The organism is Nguyenibacter sp. L1 (genome assembly GCF_035199985.1).
Lineage (GTDB): Bacteria > Pseudomonadota > Alphaproteobacteria > Acetobacterales > Acetobacteraceae > Gluconacetobacter > Gluconacetobacter vanlangensis.
This window is the reverse complement of record NZ_CP127015.1, coordinates 1,004,082-1,019,773: the sequence shown is the minus strand read 5'-3', so window position 1 is coordinate 1,019,773 and position 15,692 is coordinate 1,004,082. Positions and strand designations below refer to the sequence as shown.

General features: G+C 66.4%; 15 protein-coding genes. 3 read left to right on the top strand and 12 right to left on the bottom strand.

Annotated elements, in window-relative coordinates:
- Nucleotides 1–48: 48 nt before the first annotated feature.
- From QN315_RS04495 to QN315_RS04470, 6 genes are all read right to left on the bottom strand, one after another.
- Entirely contained in the window at nt 49–1,053 is a 1,005-nt protein-coding gene (locus tag QN315_RS04495) for a ribose-phosphate diphosphokinase (protein WP_323991688.1), read from the bottom strand.
- Nucleotides 1,054–1,069: 16 nt separating this feature from the next.
- Entirely contained in the window at nt 1,070–2,032 is a 963-nt protein-coding gene (locus tag QN315_RS04490; protein WP_323991687.1) for a 1-phosphofructokinase family hexose kinase, read from the bottom strand.
- Between the two features lie 29 nt (nt 2,033–2,061).
- Nucleotides 2,062–4,476, bottom strand: coding sequence for a phosphoenolpyruvate synthase (gene ppsA, locus QN315_RS04485; RefSeq protein WP_323991686.1), 2,415 nt, complete (start codon nt 4,474–4,476; stop codon nt 2,062–2,064).
- A 46-nt stretch (nt 4,477–4,522) separates the two neighbouring features.
- Nucleotides 4,523–4,969 carry a host attachment protein gene (locus QN315_RS04480; protein ID WP_323991685.1) on the bottom strand — a complete coding sequence of 149 codons (447 nt, stop codon included), beginning with the start codon at nt 4,967–4,969 and terminating at the stop codon, nt 4,523–4,525.
- A gap of 92 nt (nt 4,970–5,061) precedes the next feature.
- Entirely contained in the window at nt 5,062–5,775 is a 714-nt protein-coding gene (locus QN315_RS04475; protein ID WP_323991684.1) for a CBS domain-containing protein, read from the bottom strand.
- A 234-nt stretch (nt 5,776–6,009) separates the two neighbouring features.
- Nucleotides 6,010–6,972, bottom strand: coding sequence for an NAD-dependent epimerase/dehydratase family protein (locus tag QN315_RS04470; RefSeq protein WP_323991683.1), 963 nt, complete (start codon nt 6,970–6,972; stop codon nt 6,010–6,012).
- Between the two features lie 102 nt (nt 6,973–7,074).
- On the opposite strand from QN315_RS04470, the gene QN315_RS04465 reads away from it, so the two are divergent.
- Entirely contained in the window at nt 7,075–7,971 is an 897-nt protein-coding gene (locus QN315_RS04465; protein WP_323991682.1) for a LysR family transcriptional regulator, read from the top strand.
- Nucleotides 7,972–8,012: 41 nt separating this feature from the next.
- Here the strand turns inward: QN315_RS04465 and QN315_RS04460 are convergent, their stop codons facing one another.
- The 6 genes from QN315_RS04460 to QN315_RS04435 form a co-directional block, all read right to left on the bottom strand.
- Nucleotides 8,013–8,561: an NADPH-dependent FMN reductase gene (locus QN315_RS04460; protein WP_323991681.1), complete on the bottom strand. Its 549-nt coding sequence runs from the start codon at nt 8,559–8,561 to the stop codon at nt 8,013–8,015.
- 162 nt (nt 8,562–8,723) lie between these two features.
- The gene (locus QN315_RS04455; protein ID WP_323991680.1) at nt 8,724–9,422 is read right to left on the bottom strand and encodes a pirin family protein; all 699 of its coding nucleotides are present in this window, start codon (nt 9,420–9,422) and stop codon (nt 8,724–8,726) included.
- Between the two features lie 245 nt (nt 9,423–9,667).
- Nucleotides 9,668–10,261: a YceI family protein gene (locus tag QN315_RS04450; RefSeq protein ID WP_323991679.1), complete on the bottom strand. Its 594-nt coding sequence runs from the start codon at nt 10,259–10,261 to the stop codon at nt 9,668–9,670.
- Between the two features lie 15 nt (nt 10,262–10,276).
- Nucleotides 10,277–10,885: a cytochrome b gene (locus tag QN315_RS04445; RefSeq protein ID WP_323991678.1), complete on the bottom strand. Its 609-nt coding sequence runs from the start codon at nt 10,883–10,885 to the stop codon at nt 10,277–10,279.
- A gap of 7 nt (nt 10,886–10,892) precedes the next feature.
- The gene (locus QN315_RS04440) at nt 10,893–11,510 is read right to left on the bottom strand and encodes a YceI family protein (protein WP_323991677.1); all 618 of its coding nucleotides are present in this window, start codon (nt 11,508–11,510) and stop codon (nt 10,893–10,895) included.
- A gap of 628 nt (nt 11,511–12,138) precedes the next feature.
- On the bottom strand, nt 12,139–12,372 hold the full coding sequence (locus QN315_RS04435; protein WP_323993832.1) for a hypothetical protein: 234 nt from the start codon (nt 12,370–12,372) through the stop codon (nt 12,139–12,141).
- On the opposite strand from QN315_RS04435, the gene QN315_RS04430 reads away from it, so the two are divergent.
- Both QN315_RS04430 and QN315_RS04425 read left to right on the top strand, forming a co-directional pair.
- Entirely contained in the window at nt 12,305–13,948 is a 1,644-nt protein-coding gene (locus QN315_RS04430; protein ID WP_323991676.1) for a glycoside hydrolase family 68 protein, read from the top strand. The two genes, QN315_RS04435 and QN315_RS04430, sit on opposite strands and share 68 nt — an antisense overlap.
- Before the next feature lie 115 nt (nt 13,949–14,063).
- Nucleotides 14,064–15,680 (top strand): glycoside hydrolase family 32 protein, encoded by a 1,617-nt coding sequence (locus tag QN315_RS04425; protein ID WP_323991675.1) that lies wholly within the window; start codon nt 14,064–14,066, stop codon nt 15,678–15,680.
- Nucleotides 15,681–15,692: the final 12 nt, after the last annotated feature.

Here is a 15,692-nt window from a genome sequence, read left to right as displayed (position 1 = left end):
ATCGTCAGGATTTTCAACGGCGCCAGGGTCTCGACGTATCCGCCCGGCCTACAGCACCAGCAGGTCGGCCAGGGATTCGCCGCGGTGCAACCGGCCGATGGCCTCGGCGAACAGGGCGGCGGTCGGCACGATTTCCAGCTTGTCCCGCGCCGGTCCGCCGGGCAGGGGGACCGGGTCGATGGTGTCGGTCGCCATGATCCGCTCGATGGCCGGATCGGCCAGGACCGGCCCCGCCGCGCGGGCGAAAAGCCCGTGGGTGACGCAGGCCAGGACCCGCCGCGCCCCGTTCTCGCGCGCGGCGCGGGCGGCCCGGACCAGGGTGCCCCCCGTACTGGCCAGGTCGTCGACGATGATGCAGGTCGCATCGCGGACATCGCCGGCGAACAGGTCCCCCGACACGATCCCGGCGCTGCGGTATTTTTCGGCGAAGGCGCGGCCGACGGGCCGTCCGGCCGCGCGTTCCAGCGCCTCGCGCAGCCGTTCGGCGCGCTTGCCCCCGCCCAGGTCGGGCGATATGACGCACAGCCGCTCATCGGCCGTGACGGCCAGGATCGCGGCAACCTGCAAAGGGGCCGCGGTCAGGGCCAAGGTCCTGCAGCGAAACGCGTTTTCAAAGGCGGCTTCGTTATGCACGTCCAGCGCCATTACCCGGTCGGCGCCGGCGGCCTCGAACAATGCCGCGACATAGCGCGACGTGACCGGATCGTTCGGTTTCGTCCGCCGATCCTTGCGCGCATAGCACAGATAGGGCGTCACCGCCGTCACGCGCGCGGCGCCAGCATCCTTGCAGGCGGCGATAAAGAACAGCATCCGGCACAGCCGGTCATTGGCGCTGCCCACGCCCATCCCATGCAGGCTGTGCAGCACATACAGTTCGGCGCCGTACACGCTCTCCAGCACCCGGGCCTTGTGCTCGCCGTCCTCGAAATCGCGTTCCTCATGCCGGCCCAGCGCGATGCCCAGATGCCGCGCGATGTCCCGGCCCAGCGCCTCGGTGCCGGCCAGCGCGAACAGGCGGGGCGCCGGTAAGGGCAGGGAAGGACGATCCGTCATCGATTCTCTCCAAGATCTATGCCTTTTCCCTGATCTGCCGGAACAGGGCCTCCACCTTGTCGCGCCGAGCCCGGGCGGTGCCGTAGATCTCCACGCTGGCCGAACCGGCGGCGATGGCCAGCGCCAGCGCGTCGCAGGCCGGCATGCCGCGGGTCAGGCCGACCAGCAGACCGGCCATGAAACTGTCGCCGGCGCCGACGGTGCCGCAGGTTTCCACGGGCGGTGCCGGCAGGCGCACGATGCCGTCGGCATGGCCCAGGATGGCCCCGTCCTGCCCCAGGCTGACGGCGACCATGCGGGCCGCGCCCCGGCGCATCAGCTCCGCGATCTCCATCGCCATCCCATTGGCGTCCCTGACCGGATGGCCCACCAGCGATTCCAGCTCGCCATGGCTCAGCTTCAGCAGCGCGACGTCGGGGCCGATCGCCGCGTGCAGGGCCGGGCCCGAGGTGTCGATGGCGAATTGCCGTCCATGCGCCGCGGCGATGCGGCCGACACGCGCATAGAAATCATCGGGCACGCCGCGCGGCAGGCTGCCGCTGGCCACGATCCAGCCGGCATCGATCCCGTGCAGCAGGTCCAGGCTGTTGCGCCATTCCGCCTCCGCGATCAGCGGCCCTTCGGACACGAAGCGATATTCCAGCCGGGTCGCGCGCTCCTGCACGTTCAGGCAGATCCGGGTGCGGCCGCCGATCGGCAGCCCCCGCCAGGGCACCTCCGCCTGGTCGAGCAACTCCTCGACCAGCCGGCCGGTAACGCCGCCGGTCATGATCACGGCCAGGGCCTCGCCGCCCAGTTCATGAACGACGCGCGCGACATTGATGCCGCCCCCGCCGGGGTCCAGCCGCTCGTCCATGGTGCGGATCTTGTGCGTGGGGCGGATTTCGGCGGCGACGCAAGCCACGTCCACGGCGGGATTCAGCGTCAATGTTGCGATGACCTGGGTCGCGATGATCTGGCTCGCGATGATCTGGGACATATCCGGCATCCATCGGTCAGGGATCTGCTCTACGCCGCGCGGCTCTCGTTCTCCTCCGCCTGGCGGACGATCTCCATGGTGCGCAGCAGGCTCGACGGATTGACGCTCAGCGAGTCGATGCCGATCGCCACCAGATAGCGCGCGATCTCGGGATCATTGGCCGGCGCCTCGCCGCAGATTCCGATCTTGCGGCCATTGCGCCGGGCGCCGGTCACGGCCAGGCGCAGCATTTCCAGCATGCCGGGGTCGCGTTCGTCGAAATCGAACGCGACCAGGTCGGAATCCCGGTCCACCCCCAGCGTCAATTGCGTCAGATCGTTCGACCCGATCGAAAATCCGTCGAATTCGGCGGCAAAGGAATCGATCTGGATGACGTTGTTGGGGATCTCGCACATCATGTAGATCTCCAGCCCGTCCCTGCCGCGCGCCAGCCCGTGTTCGCGCATCGCCGCCAGCACGCGCTCGGCTTCCTCGACCCGCCGGCAGAACGGCACCATGACGATCAGGTTGGTCAGGCCCATCGCGCCGCGCACCCGCGCCAGGGCCGCGCATTCCAGGGCGAACCCGTCGGCATAGGCCGGATGGGCATAGCGTGCCGCGCCGCGAAACCCGATCATCGGATTGGCCTCCGTGGGCTCGAACACCTGCCCGCCGATCAGCGCCGCATATTCGTTGGTCTTGAAATCCGACAGCCGCACGATGACCGGCCGGGGGTGGAAGGCGGCGGCGATCGTGCCGACCCCCTCGGCCAATGTCCGCACGAAATAGTCGCCCGGCGACGGGCTGGCGGCGGTGCGCGCCGCGATCCGCGCGCTGTCCTCGGGCGGCAGGCGCTCGGGGTGCGCCAGCGCCATCGGATGGATGCCGATCGCCTCGCTGATGATGAATTCCATGCGCGCCAGCCCGACCCCGGCACAGGGCATCAGGGCGGTGCGGAACGCCAGGTCCGGATTGCCCAGATTGACCATGACGGGCGTGCGCGGGCGCGGCAGCAGGCCGGCATCGACCCGGCTGACCGCGAAGGGAATGGCGCCGTCATAGACCGTGCCGCTCTCGCCGCCCGCGCAGGACACGGTGACGGCCTGCCCGCTGCGCAGCACCCGGGTCGCCGCGTCGGTGCCCACCACGGCGGGCACGCCCAGTTCGCGGGCGATGATCGCGGCATGGCAGGTCCGGCCCCCATGGTCGGTGACGATGGCCGAAGCCGTCTTCATCACGGCTTCCCAGTCCGGATTGGTCGACGGCGCGACCAGCACCTCGCCGGGGCGGAAGAATTTCAGGTCGTCCCGGCTGGTCACGATGCGGGCGACGCCGCTGCCGATCTTCTCGCCCACCGCCCGCCCGCGCGCCAGCACGCGCCCGCTTCCCTTCAGCGCGTAGCTCTCCAGCATCGCGACGTTCTTGCGCGCGGCCACGGTTTCCGGCCTGGCCTGGACGATATACAGCCGGCCGTCGTCCGCATCCTTGGCCCACTCGATATCCATCGGCATCGGATGGCCGGCACGCCCCGAATAATGCGCCTCGATCAGCATCGCCTGTCCGGCCAGATTCAGGATCTCGTCATCCTCCAGGCAGTAGCGCGCCCGCAGCGCCTCCGGCGTCGGCAGATTGCGGGTGGCCGAGCCCCCTTCATCCGGCACCAGGCCCATCGTCAGTTGCTTTCCGCCCAGCACGTGGCGCAGCACGGCGCGGTGCCCCTGGCGAAAACTCGGCTTGTGCACATAGAACTCGTCCGGGTCGATCGTGCCCTGGACGATATTCTCCCCCAGTCCCCAGGCCCCGGTGATCAGCACCACGTCGCGGAAGCCGGATTCGGTATCCAGGGTAAAGACGACGCCGCTGGCCGCGCGGTCCGCGCGGACCAGCTTCATGACTCCGACCGACAGACCCGTTTTGAAATGATCGAACCCGTTATTGGCACGATAGACGATGGCCCGATCGGTGAACAGCGACGCGAAACAATGGCGGCAGGCGTCGAAGACGGCCCCCGCGCCGCCGATATTCAGAAAGGAATCGTGCTGGCCGGCGAAACTGGCGGTGGGCAGATCCTCGGCGGTCGCCGAACTGCGCACCGCCACCGGGACGCCCGTGCCATATTGCGCCTCCAGCCGGCGATAGGCCCCGGCGACGGCCTCGCGCAGCGGCGCACTATCGGTCGCGGCATAAACGATCTGCCGCGCCTGGGCCGCGCGCTGCGCCAGCAGCGCGATGTCGGTCGTGTCCAGGCCGTCCAGCAGAGCATGCAGGGCAGGCCACGCGCCGGCGTCCCGCAGCGCGTCGTCATAGGCGCGCGCCGTCAGGACGAAGCCGTTGGGCACCAGGATGCCCTGCGCCGAAAGCGCCTGGTACAACTCGCCCAGCGACGCATTCTTCCCGCCGACCAGCGGCAGATCCTCAAGCCGGATCGCGTCGAACCAGCGAAGCGTGTCGGACGACACCGTCATGGCGCACCTCATGCGGCCAGTGATGGGTGGACGGGGGATGGGTGGATCATATGCCCAGCTTCAACCGGAAAGGCGCCACATGCGTCATCAGCGCGTGGTCGGGGATTTTCACCAGGTCCTTGTCGTCGGTGCCGACCAGCCGCCCCTTCAGGTCCGGCTTCAGGTGATCGACGATGATCGACAGGTTGCGTGACGGAGCGAAGATCACCATCCCCTCGCAGCCCTGGTAATGGTCGTTGATATGGCTTGCCACCAGGCGGGAGAATTTCTCCATTTCGACATGGTGCCGGTCATGGCGCGGATTCAGCGCATGATGGGCGCTCGACCCGCTATGGAAGCTGGCGCCGGGCGCATCGTCGCCCAGGTCGGAGGTCTGGCGGTGCGCGACGACGGAATCGAAGGAATCCACGGTATGCAGGGCATGGTTCTCGGCGGGCCGCACGAAGCGCGCATGCTCGCCGTCCGCAATGACGATCACGATATTGCGGGTCATCGTCTGCTCCTGTCCAAAGCCGCGTGCGACCGGCGGCGCCGATCCCGTGCTCTCTCGGTTGGTTTCCTGGGGATTGTCCGGCGCGCGCCGGCCTAAAGCAGCGGCGGCGGCGGGATCGTCACACCTTCATAGGGGTTGGTGTAGACGACATGGTCGACCACGGATACGACTCCCTTGACGTTTTCCGCGGCCACGCGGGCGGCGGTGCGCACGCGATCGTCCGTGACCGTGCCGGTCAGTTCCACCACGCCGTTCGCGACGTCGACGCCGATCAGCGTGCGCGCGCTCCAGGGCAGGACCCTGCGATGTTCCCGCAGGATCGCCTCGCGGATGTTCCGGTCGTCCGAGACGGCATGGTCCTGCGGAACCAGGGGCAGCAGGGCGCGCAGAATGTCGGAACGGGAAATAATGCCGACCACCTGGTCGTCTTTCACGACCGGCAGCCGCCGGACATTGTGCAGGGCCAGCATCATGACGGCGTCGCGCAGCGGCGCCTCGGGCCAGATGGAAACCGGCCGCTCCGACATGACGTCACCGACCCGGCGCCCATGACTGTGCACGTAATCCGATGCCTGCCGGCCGGGCGTGCGGAACAGGTTCCCGAACCACGAAACGGCGGCCTCGGTGTCCAGCTCGCTGCGGCGCATCAGGTCGCCTTCGGTCACGACACCGACCAGTTCCCCGGTCGGCGTAATGACCGGCAGCCCGCTGACCCTGTGTTCCAGCATCAGCCGGATGGCATCGGTAATGGCATCGGTCGGCGCGATCCCGATCGCCGGCGAGGTCATGACGTCCTTGACTTGCATGACAGGCAGCCTTCTCTCAAGCATGCGCGGCTGGGCGGTCGGCCCGGTCACACGGATGCTCTCTCACGAACTTTTCAGAGACGGCGTCCCGCCGTTACCGCCAGCCGATACCAGCCGATATCGACCGATAGCGGAAGAAACCGGCTCCAAGTCGCTGTCTCGACATGCGTGCGGTCCGGCATGGCTGCAATCGCGCTCGTGGATTCGTGATCGGCATCCGGAACGCGCCGCCGCCTATGGGCGCTGGAGAAGGGCCTGCAACGTCGCGTGGACGGCAATGTCCAGCCTCGTATGCGGCTCGCTCCCCAGCAGGCCGAGCAGCCGCGCATTGCCAAGCCGCAGCCCGGTCCGCCACAGATAGCGCATCTCGTGCAACTCGCGGCAGAACGGCACGGCGGGCGCGATCACGCCGACCAGCCACCACGGAAAGCGGCGCACCCGCATATCCGGATCGCCCAGCGCCTGCCGGATGGCCGCGATCATGTGCCGCCCGTCCGGGTCCCAATGGCCCGCCATGTGAAAGCGCGCCATGCGCTCCAGCGCCTCCTCCCGCGCCAGAAGCCGGGCAATGGTTTCGGCCACGTCGGGCAGATAGGCCCATTGATGCCCGACCCCCGGCCGTCCAGGGTCGGTCAAGGCCCGCACCGGGCGTCCGTTGCCCAAAAGTCCTTGGGAAAACCAGTTGTTTCCCGCTCCGGGGCCGAAGAAATCGCCGGTCCGGACGATCAGCGCGCGCAGCCCGCCGCGCGCCGCGTCATGCAGCCTGCGCTCCATGGCGACCCGGATCCCGCCCTTGCGGGTCAGTGGGTTCTGCGGCGCGTCCTCATCGGGTGCGCAGCCGGCGTCGGGGCCGAAATTATAGACGGTGCCGGGCAGGACCAGCCGCGCATCGGCGGCCTGCGCGGCGGCGATGCTGTTTTCCAGCATCGGCATGACCAGCCTGTCCCAATGCCGGTAGCCGGGCGGATTGACGGCATGGATCACGGCATCGGCCCCACGCGCCGCCGCCATCACGGCGGCGGAATCCATTGCGTCGCCGACGACCCATTCGATCGGCGGCGGATGGGATGCGCCGCCCGGCGCCGTGCCGCGGACCAGGCCGCGGACCCGCCAGCCATGGCGCAGCAATGTGCCGGCGGCCGCGCGGCCGATGCCGCCGCGCGCGCCGATAATCAAGGCCGTTCCGGGTATGGTCATGTCGTCCTCCTGTGACATGACTCATGACGAGCCGATCTCGGGGGTAAACGGAATTGTCCGAATCCGTCGATCGGCTAGTATGAAATTTATGAGCCCCGATTCATGAGCCCCCAGCCGTTCGACTGGGACAATCAGCGCGTCTTCCTCGCCATCCTGCACGAAGGCAGCCTGTCGGCGGCCGCGCGGGCGCTGCGCGTGGCCCAACCCACCGTGCGCCGGCGGCTCGAAGCCCTGGAGCGCAGCATCGGGACGGTGCTCTTCACCAGGTCCCCGGCGGGGCTGACTCCGACCCAGGACGCCCTGGTGCTGGGCCGGCACGCCGAAGCCATGGCGTCGGAAGCCGCCGCCTTCATGCGGGCGTCCTCGGCGCCCGCCGGGGCCGTGTCCGGGGTGGTGCGGATCACGGCCAGCGAGACCATGGGGACCGAGGTATTGCCGGCGATGCTGGCCGCATTGCGCGTTCGTCATCCGCGACTGGTCATCGAACTGCACCTGGACAACCGCAACCAGGACCTGCTGCGGCGTGACGCGGATATCGCGGTGCGGATGGTCCGGCCCAGCCAGGGGGACCTGCTGGCCCGCCGGATCGGCGCGGTGAAGCTGGGCCTGTTCGCCGCCCCGTCCTATGCCGAGCGGCACGGCCTGCCGGCCGGGACCGGGGACCTGGCCCGCCATGCGCTGATCGGGCCGGACCGGCGGGAAGGCGACCTCGCGATGATCCGCCAGGCGGGGCTCTGCCTGGCGCGGGAGGATTTCGCGATCCGGATCGATGACCATGTCGCGCAACTGGCGGCGATCCGCGCGGGCCTGGGCATCGGCATCTGCCAGCAGCCCCTGGCCCGGCGCGCGCCGTCCCTGCTGCCCGTCCTGCCCGCGCAGTTCGCGATGGCGCTGGAACTCTGGCTGGTGATGCACCAGGACCTCAAGCCGGTGCGGCGCGTCCGGGCGGTCTGCGACCATCTGGCGCATGAACTGGCCGTCTACGCCGCGCCGCGCTGATCCCTGTTCCGCGCCTTTTGCGCGCGCCGCCTCCGACCGCGTCAGCGCAACTGGCCGGCCAGCACCACCAGCCGGTTCAGCAGTTTCTGCAGGTGCACGCGTGTCGGATCGTCGGTCAGGGCGCCGCTGGCGTCGAATTTGGTCGCGGCGTTGCCGACCAGCATCTCCGCCCCCGGCACCGCATAGGCCCCCAGGGTCGAAAGCACCTGGCGTAAATGGTAATGGGCCAGCCCGGTCCCCAGGGCGCCGGGGCTGGCGCCCATGATGGCGACCACCTTGCCGTTGAAGGGCTGGTCCGGCGGGCGGGACACCCAGTCGATCGCGTTCTTCAGGACGCCGGAGATGGACCGGTTATATTCCGGCGTCGCGATCAGCAGGGCGTCGGCGTCGCGCACGCTCTGCCGCAGTTCCGCCACCACGGCGGGAAACCCGGCCTGGCGAACATCCTCGTCATAGGGCGGGATGTCGCGCAGCCCGGCATGGAATTCCAGGCTGGCGCCCTCGGGCAGCAGGGGCGGGGCGGCATGCAGCAGCGCGGTGTTGAAGGACGCCCGTCGCAGGCTGCCCGATATGCCCAGGATCTTGATCATGGCGTTCTTGCTCCGTCGCCGAACGGACTCCGGCTGCCGTCCAGCGATAAGAGCGCGTCGGCGGCCAGAGTTGCTTTTGCCAGAGTTGCTTTGGCCAGAGTTGCGGTGGTGCCGCGACGCGGCAGAGTACCCGCCCGCCGACCGGCGGGCGGGTGCCGCTTGTCAGGCGGCGTCGACCAGGACGATTTCGGCGTCCTCCAGGGCGGTGACGCGCAGGGTGTCGGTTTTTGAGATTGCGGCGCCGTCGCGGGCATTGACCCGCACGCCGTCGATCTCGACCGCGCCCGTGGCGGGCACCAGATAGGCGAAGCGCTCGGTGCCCAGGACATACTCGGCGGTCTGGCCGGCCTTCAGCGTCGCGCCCAGAACGCGGGCATCGGCGCGGATCGGCAGCGCGTCGGCATCGCTGTCATAGCCCGAAGCCAGGGTGACGAAATGACCGGCCCGGTTCTCCCTGGGGAACGGACGCGCGCCCCAGCTTGGCGCCTTGCCGTGCGCGGTGGGGATGATCCAGATCTGGAAGATCTGAGTCTCGCCGGGTTCCAGGTTGTATTCGCTGTGCGTGATGCCGGTGCCGGCGGACATCACCTGCACATCGCCGGCCTCGGTGCGGCCCTTGTTGCCCAGATTATCCTGGTGGGTGATCGCCCCCTTGCGGACATAGGTGATGATTTCCATGTCGCGGTGCGGATGGGCGGGGAAGCCCGTGCCCGGCGCGATGGTGTCGTCGTTCCAGACCCGCAGATTGCCCCAATGCACGCGCTCGGGATCGCGATATTCCGCGAAGGAGAAATGATGTTTCGCCTTCAGCCAGCCATGATCGGCTCCGCCCAGGCTGTCGAATGATCTGACGTCTATCATGTGATGCCTCCCGGCCGTATCGGCCTGCTACAGGGGAAGAGATAGACCGCGGCGATCATCGTTTAAATGGAAATGACGGAAGTTAATTGATTCCAAAAGATGCATGATCGAGCGCCATGGATTTCCGGCCCCAAAAACGCCAAGCGCCGCGCGACCCATGGGTCACGCGGCGCCGCTGTCGTAATAGCCGGTGTCGTCGTAAATGACGGGATGAAGAATGGGCGAATGCCCGGATACGCTTCGGTTCAGGCGCCGTGGGCGGTGATGTCGATGTCGATGCCGACCTCCAGCGCCACCCATTGGCCGCTGGCCCACGGTCCCTGGCCCACGCCGAAGGGCGTGCGGACCAGGTCCAGATGGCCTTTGGCATGCGCGGTGCCGCCGGTGATATCCAGCGTGAAGGGCAGGGTCTCGGGCTGGCTGACGCCACGAATGGTCAGCGTGCCCTGGGCGACATAGGCATTGCCGCCCTTGGACTGGAAATTCCGGGCCTCGAACGTCGCCTTGGGGAATTTGGCGATATCGAACCAATCGGCGCCCGGCATGGCCTCGTCACGCTGCGCGTCGCCGGTCGCGGCCGAGGCGACGTCGATCGTAATCAGCGCGTGCCCGGCTTCGGGATGGGCCGGATCGAACTGGATCGTGCCGCCGAACGTCTTGAAATGGCCGGTGAACCTGGCGCCGGTCTGCGTGCCGGTAAAGGCGATCGTGCTGTGGGCCGGATCGATGGTCCAGCCGGCGGCCAGGGCGTGCGCGCCGGGCAGCAGCAGCGCCGCGCCCAGCAGCGCGCCCCTGATGCGCGCGGATGAAGGAATGGGGAAAGACGCAGGATGGGGCATGGGACGCAAAGCCTGTCAGACGGGGTTTGAACGGGGGGCACGGCGGCGGGCGGGCAGCATCTGCCGCAGGATGTCGTCCTTCAGGACGAAATGATGGCGCAGCGCGGCGGCGGCATGCAGGGCGATGATCGCGGTCAGGATCCAGGCACTCCAGTGATGCAGGGTCTTCAGCGCGGCTTCGACCGGCGCCTTGTCGTGCAGCGTGGCCAGGACCGGAAGATGCGGCCAGGGCACGACGCCGAACAGTACGGTCGGAATATTGAAGACCGAGGCCGAGACCAGCGCCCAGCCGCTGACCGGCAGCAGCACCTGCAGGCCATAGAGCAGCCAATGCACCCCGTGCGCGGCCCGGCGCTCGGCGTCCGGCATGCCGGACGGCAGGGCAGGGGGCGTATGGAACGTCCGCCAGACGATGCGCAGGCCGACCGCCAGCATGGTGGTGATGCCGATCGATTTATGCAGTTGATAGAGCTTGAAGACCTGCATCGGCGGCAGTTTCAGGTGGTCCATGACCAGGCCCATGCCGATCAGGGCCAGGATTCCGGCGGCGATCACCCAATGCAGGGTGATCGCAACCGGATCATAGCGGCCGGCCGTGCCGGCCTTGTCGGAACTGGCCGGCATGACGGGCTCAGCCCTGACGCTCGAAGGCGCCGGCGATGCGCAGATCCACCGCGTCGCCGACATAGGGGACGTACATCTTCACGCCGAAATCGCTGCGGTTGATCGTGCCGGTGGCTTCGAACCCGACCGTGTATTTCTTGTCCAGCGGGTTCACGCCCGCGCCGATAAAGCGCACTTTCAGCGTCTCGGGCTTGGTGACGCCGCGGATGGTCAGGTTGCCGGTCACCACGGCACGGCCCTTGCCGGTCACCGTCACCTTGGTCGAGGTAAAGGTGGCGTTCGGGAACTGGGTGGCGTCGAACCACTGCGCGCCCTTCAGTTCGCCGGTCAGCTTGTCGCTGGTGGTCTGGACCGAGGCGATGGGGATGGTGACGTTCAGCGCCGATCCCGCCGGGTTCTTGGGATCGAGCGTCAAGCTGCCCGACACGCCCGAAAACAGGCCCGAATAATTGGTAAAGCCGAAATGCAGCAGCGAGAAGCCGATCTGCGTATGGCTGGACTCGACCTGATAGGTGCCGGCCTGCACATCGGCGGGCTTGGCCGGAACCTGGGCCGAGGCGCTGCCGGCCAGAGCGGTGAGAAGGACCCCGGTCGCGGCGGAAATCGTCAGAAGATATCGGGACATTTCAAAATTCCTTGGACGGATCATGCCAAATTCATCAGGCGCCGGCTCGGAGCCGTTGCCGATGGGAATTTGTTAACATCCTTCTGTTCGCGCAAAAACGAAAATGAATGAAACTGTTCGTTTCCATATTTTTCCGCTCACCCCCTTGTTCCGGTCATTGCCGTGACCCCGGTCACGCAGCTTCTCTCGTTCGCCTCGGGTATGGAAGAGGCGGCGCGCTTCCACACGTCGCCGGTCACGCTTGGCCCGCACGGAGCGCACCCATCATCACGGGCAAGGAACGTGCAAATGCCGAATCGCCCGCATGCCTCGCGTTGGCGTCCTCTTGTTGATTTATCGGGGTCCGGGAACTATTCGGTCCGTCATGCCGTTCCCTTGCCGCGAGACGCGATCGGGTAGAAGCTCTTCGCGTGCTCGAATATCCGGGTATCCGGATGGCCACGTCCGTGTTGGACGCAGCTTTTTCCGTATTTAAAAAACAGTTTTTTAAAACCAGAATATCCTGGCGCGTTATCGCGTCCGCAATGTGATTAATAAGTCGTAAAAATTAAACATATTGATCTCAAGGCGTACATTATATTGTTTTTGATTTGAAATAAAATGCCGGAAAGGCTCTGTCATCAGATTGTCATTCGGCAGAAATTGACAAATATAAATTCTTCGTGATCTTCTCGGCGCCGCTCAAGGGGGCGGTGAGCGAGGGCAAGTCTCTATATATCAACGATTTTTCGATGATTGCAGGGCTGCGGAATATTTCCGCAGCCACAGGAGTGTCTTGCTTCAGGAGAATGGCAATGGCGAACGAACGCCAAAAAAGACCGATGCTCAAAATGGCATTGGCTGGATCCTTCATCTCGTCCATAGGGGCCCAGACCGCGTTTGCGCAGGGTGTGCCCGGCTTCCCGCTGCCGACGATCCACACGCAGCAGGCCTATGCGCCCGATGCGGATTTCACGTCGCGCTGGACGCGCGCCGACGCGATGCAGATCAAGGCGCATTCCAATCCGTCGGTCGCGGCGGGCCAGAACTCGCTGCCCGGGCAGTTGGTCATGCCGGATATCCCCGAGGATTTCCCGCTGATCAACCCGGATGTCTGGGTGTGGGACACCTGGACGCTGATCGACAAGCATGCCAACCAGTTCAGCTATAACGGCTGGGAAGTCATTTTCAGCCTGACCGCCGACCCGAATGCCGGTTATTCTTTCGACGAACGTCACGTTCATGCGCGGATCGGTTTCTTCTACCGCCGCGCCGGCATTCCGGCCGACAAGCGTCCGGCGAATGGCGGCTGGATCTATGGCGGGCACATCATCCCCGAAGGCGCGCAGGAACAGGTCTTCGCCGGCACGACCTACACGATCACGGCGGAATGGTCGGGGTCGATGCGCCTGCTGGACCCGAACAGCAACCAGGTGTCGCTGTTCTATACCGACATGGCATTCAACCGGAATGCGGCCGGGCAGGACATCACCCCCGCCCAGGCGGTGATCACCCAGAGCCTGGGCCAGATCCATGCCGACTTCAACCATGTCTGGTTCACCGGCTTTACCACGCACACGCCGCTGCTGCGCCCCGACGGGGTGCTGTACCAGAACGGGGCGCAGAACCCGTTTTATAACTTCCGCGATCCGTTCACCTTCGAGGATCCGAACCATCCCGGCGTGAACTACATGGTGTTCGAGGGCAATACCGCCGGCCAGCTCGGCGTTCCGAACTGCACCGACGCCGACCTGGGTTATCGTCCGGGGGATCCGAACGCCGAAACCCTGCAGCAGGTTCTGGATAGCGGCGCCTATTACCAGAAGGCGACGATCGGCCTGGCGGTCGCCGAGGACGCGTCGCTGTCCAAATGGACGTTCCTGCCGCCGCTGATTTCGGCCAACTGCGTCAACGACCAGACCGAGCGTCCGCAGGTCTATATCAGGAAAGACAAATACTACATCTTCACGATCAGCCATCGTTCGACCTATGCGCCGGGCGTGGATGGTCCGGACGGTGTGTACGGCTTCGTCGGCAACGGCATCCGCAGCGATTTCCAGCCGATGAACTATGGCAGCGGCCTGGTGATGGGCAACCCGACGGACCTCAACACGCCGGCGGGCACGGCTTTTGCTCCGAACCCGCTGCAGAATCCGCGGGCGTTCCAGTCCTACTCGCATTACGTGATGCCGGGCGGGCTGGTCGAATCCTTCATCGACAGGGTCGAAGATCGCCGTGGCGGCACGCTGTCGCCGACGGTGAGACTGCGGATCCGGTCCGATATGTCGATGGTCGATCTGCGTTACGGCAATGGCGGCCTGGGCGGCTATGGCGACATTCCGGCCAACCGGGCGGACATCAACATCGCCGGCTTCATCCAGGACCTGATCAGCCAGAACATGCAGGTCAGCCAGGGTACGACGGGCAGCGTCACATCCTTCGTCAACGCGGCTCAATAGCGACCAGGTCAGCGCGGCAAGAATGGGCCGGCCTGTCCCCCGAAGCAATTTTGGGGCAGGCTGGTCTTTCGATTTCGGGTTCATGGAATAGGGTATGTCACGCAGGATGAAAAACTTGGGATCATCGGCCGGCCGGCGCATCGTCCATGCGCGCTGGGGCCGCATTCTGGCGGCATGTCTGCTGTCGCTGTCGCTGTTGCCCATGGCCGCGCGGGCGCAGGACGGGTCGCAGGACGGGCAGACGCCGCAATGGCGGCCGGCACTGCATTTTTCACCCGCCGCCCATTGGATGAACGACCCGAACGGCCCGTTCCTGCTTGATGGCACCTATCATCTTTTCTACCAGTACAACCAGGCCGGCATGGTCTGGGGCCATACGTCCTGGGGCCATGCGACCAGCCCCGACCTGGTTCATTGGCATGAGGACGCCATCGCCATCCCCGCCACGCCGAACGAGGATATCTTCTCCGGTTCCGTCATCTATGACCGGCAGAACCGCTCGGGCCTCGGCAGCGCCTCGGCGCCACCGCTGCTCGCATTCCATACGTCGGTTTTCTACAACAATCCCGCCCACCCCGACGGCACGCAGGCACAATCGCTGTCCTACAGTCTGGATCGCGGCGCAAGCTGGCGACCCTACGACCACAACCCGATCCTGACATTGCATCCGGATTCCAGGCAGTTTCGGGACCCGTCCGTCTTCTGGTATCCCGACGGAAAATGCTGGGTCATGGCCACCGTCGTCGGCGACGCCCAGGTGGTCAAGCTGTATCGTTCGACCGACCTGCTGCACTGGTCGTTCCTCAGCGATTTTCAGCCGTCCGGCTATCGCAAGCCCGGCATGTTGTGGGAAATGCCGGTTCTGGTCTCGCTTCCTCTCGACGGCAATGTCCATGACAAGCGGTGGGTGATGATCGTCAGCGTCAATCCCTGGAGCATCGCCGGCGGGTCGGGGGTGCAATATTTCGTGGGACGGTTCGACGGCATGACCTTCACGCCGGATTCGCTGCCGCCGGCGGGGTCGGATCCGGCCGCCTATGACTGGCTGGACCACGGCGCCGATCACTATGCGACGACCCGCTTCGCCAATACCGGACCCGGCGCGCCCCTGCTGATCGGCTGGATGAATAATTGGGATTACGCCGACGCGGTGCCGACCGCGCCCTGGCGCGGGCAGATGACGCTGCCCGTCGCACTCGCGCTGAAGACGGTCGAGGGCCGGCCGGCGCTGGTCCAGACCCCCGCGCCCTCGTATGAAGACTGGGTGCGCCGGCAGGGTGTCGCCACCTATCGCGACCGGGTCGTGGGCGGCGGACAGTCATGGCGCGCGCCCGTCCGCGGCGACGTGATGGATATCCGTCTGACCTTGCGGCGGGGCGGCGCCGCACGCGCCGGGATCGTCGTGCGGCAGACGCCGGACGGCAGGACCGGCACCGTGATCAGTTATGATTTCGCCAAGGGAAATCTCACCCTCGATCGCGGCCATTCCGGCAATGTCGGGTTTTCCCCCAAATTCAGCCTGGTCCACATCGCCCATCTGGCCGCGCCGGGCGGGGTGGTGTCGCTGCATCTGGTGGTCGATCGCAGTTCGGTCGAACTCTTCGCCAATGGCGGCGTGCTGCGCATGACCGACCTGATCTTCCCCCCGGCAGGCAGCGACCGGGTCTCGCTGTTTTCCGACGGCGGCAGCACCCGATTCAGCGCGATACGCGTGGCGACGCCGGCTCGGTGACAGGGGCGCCCC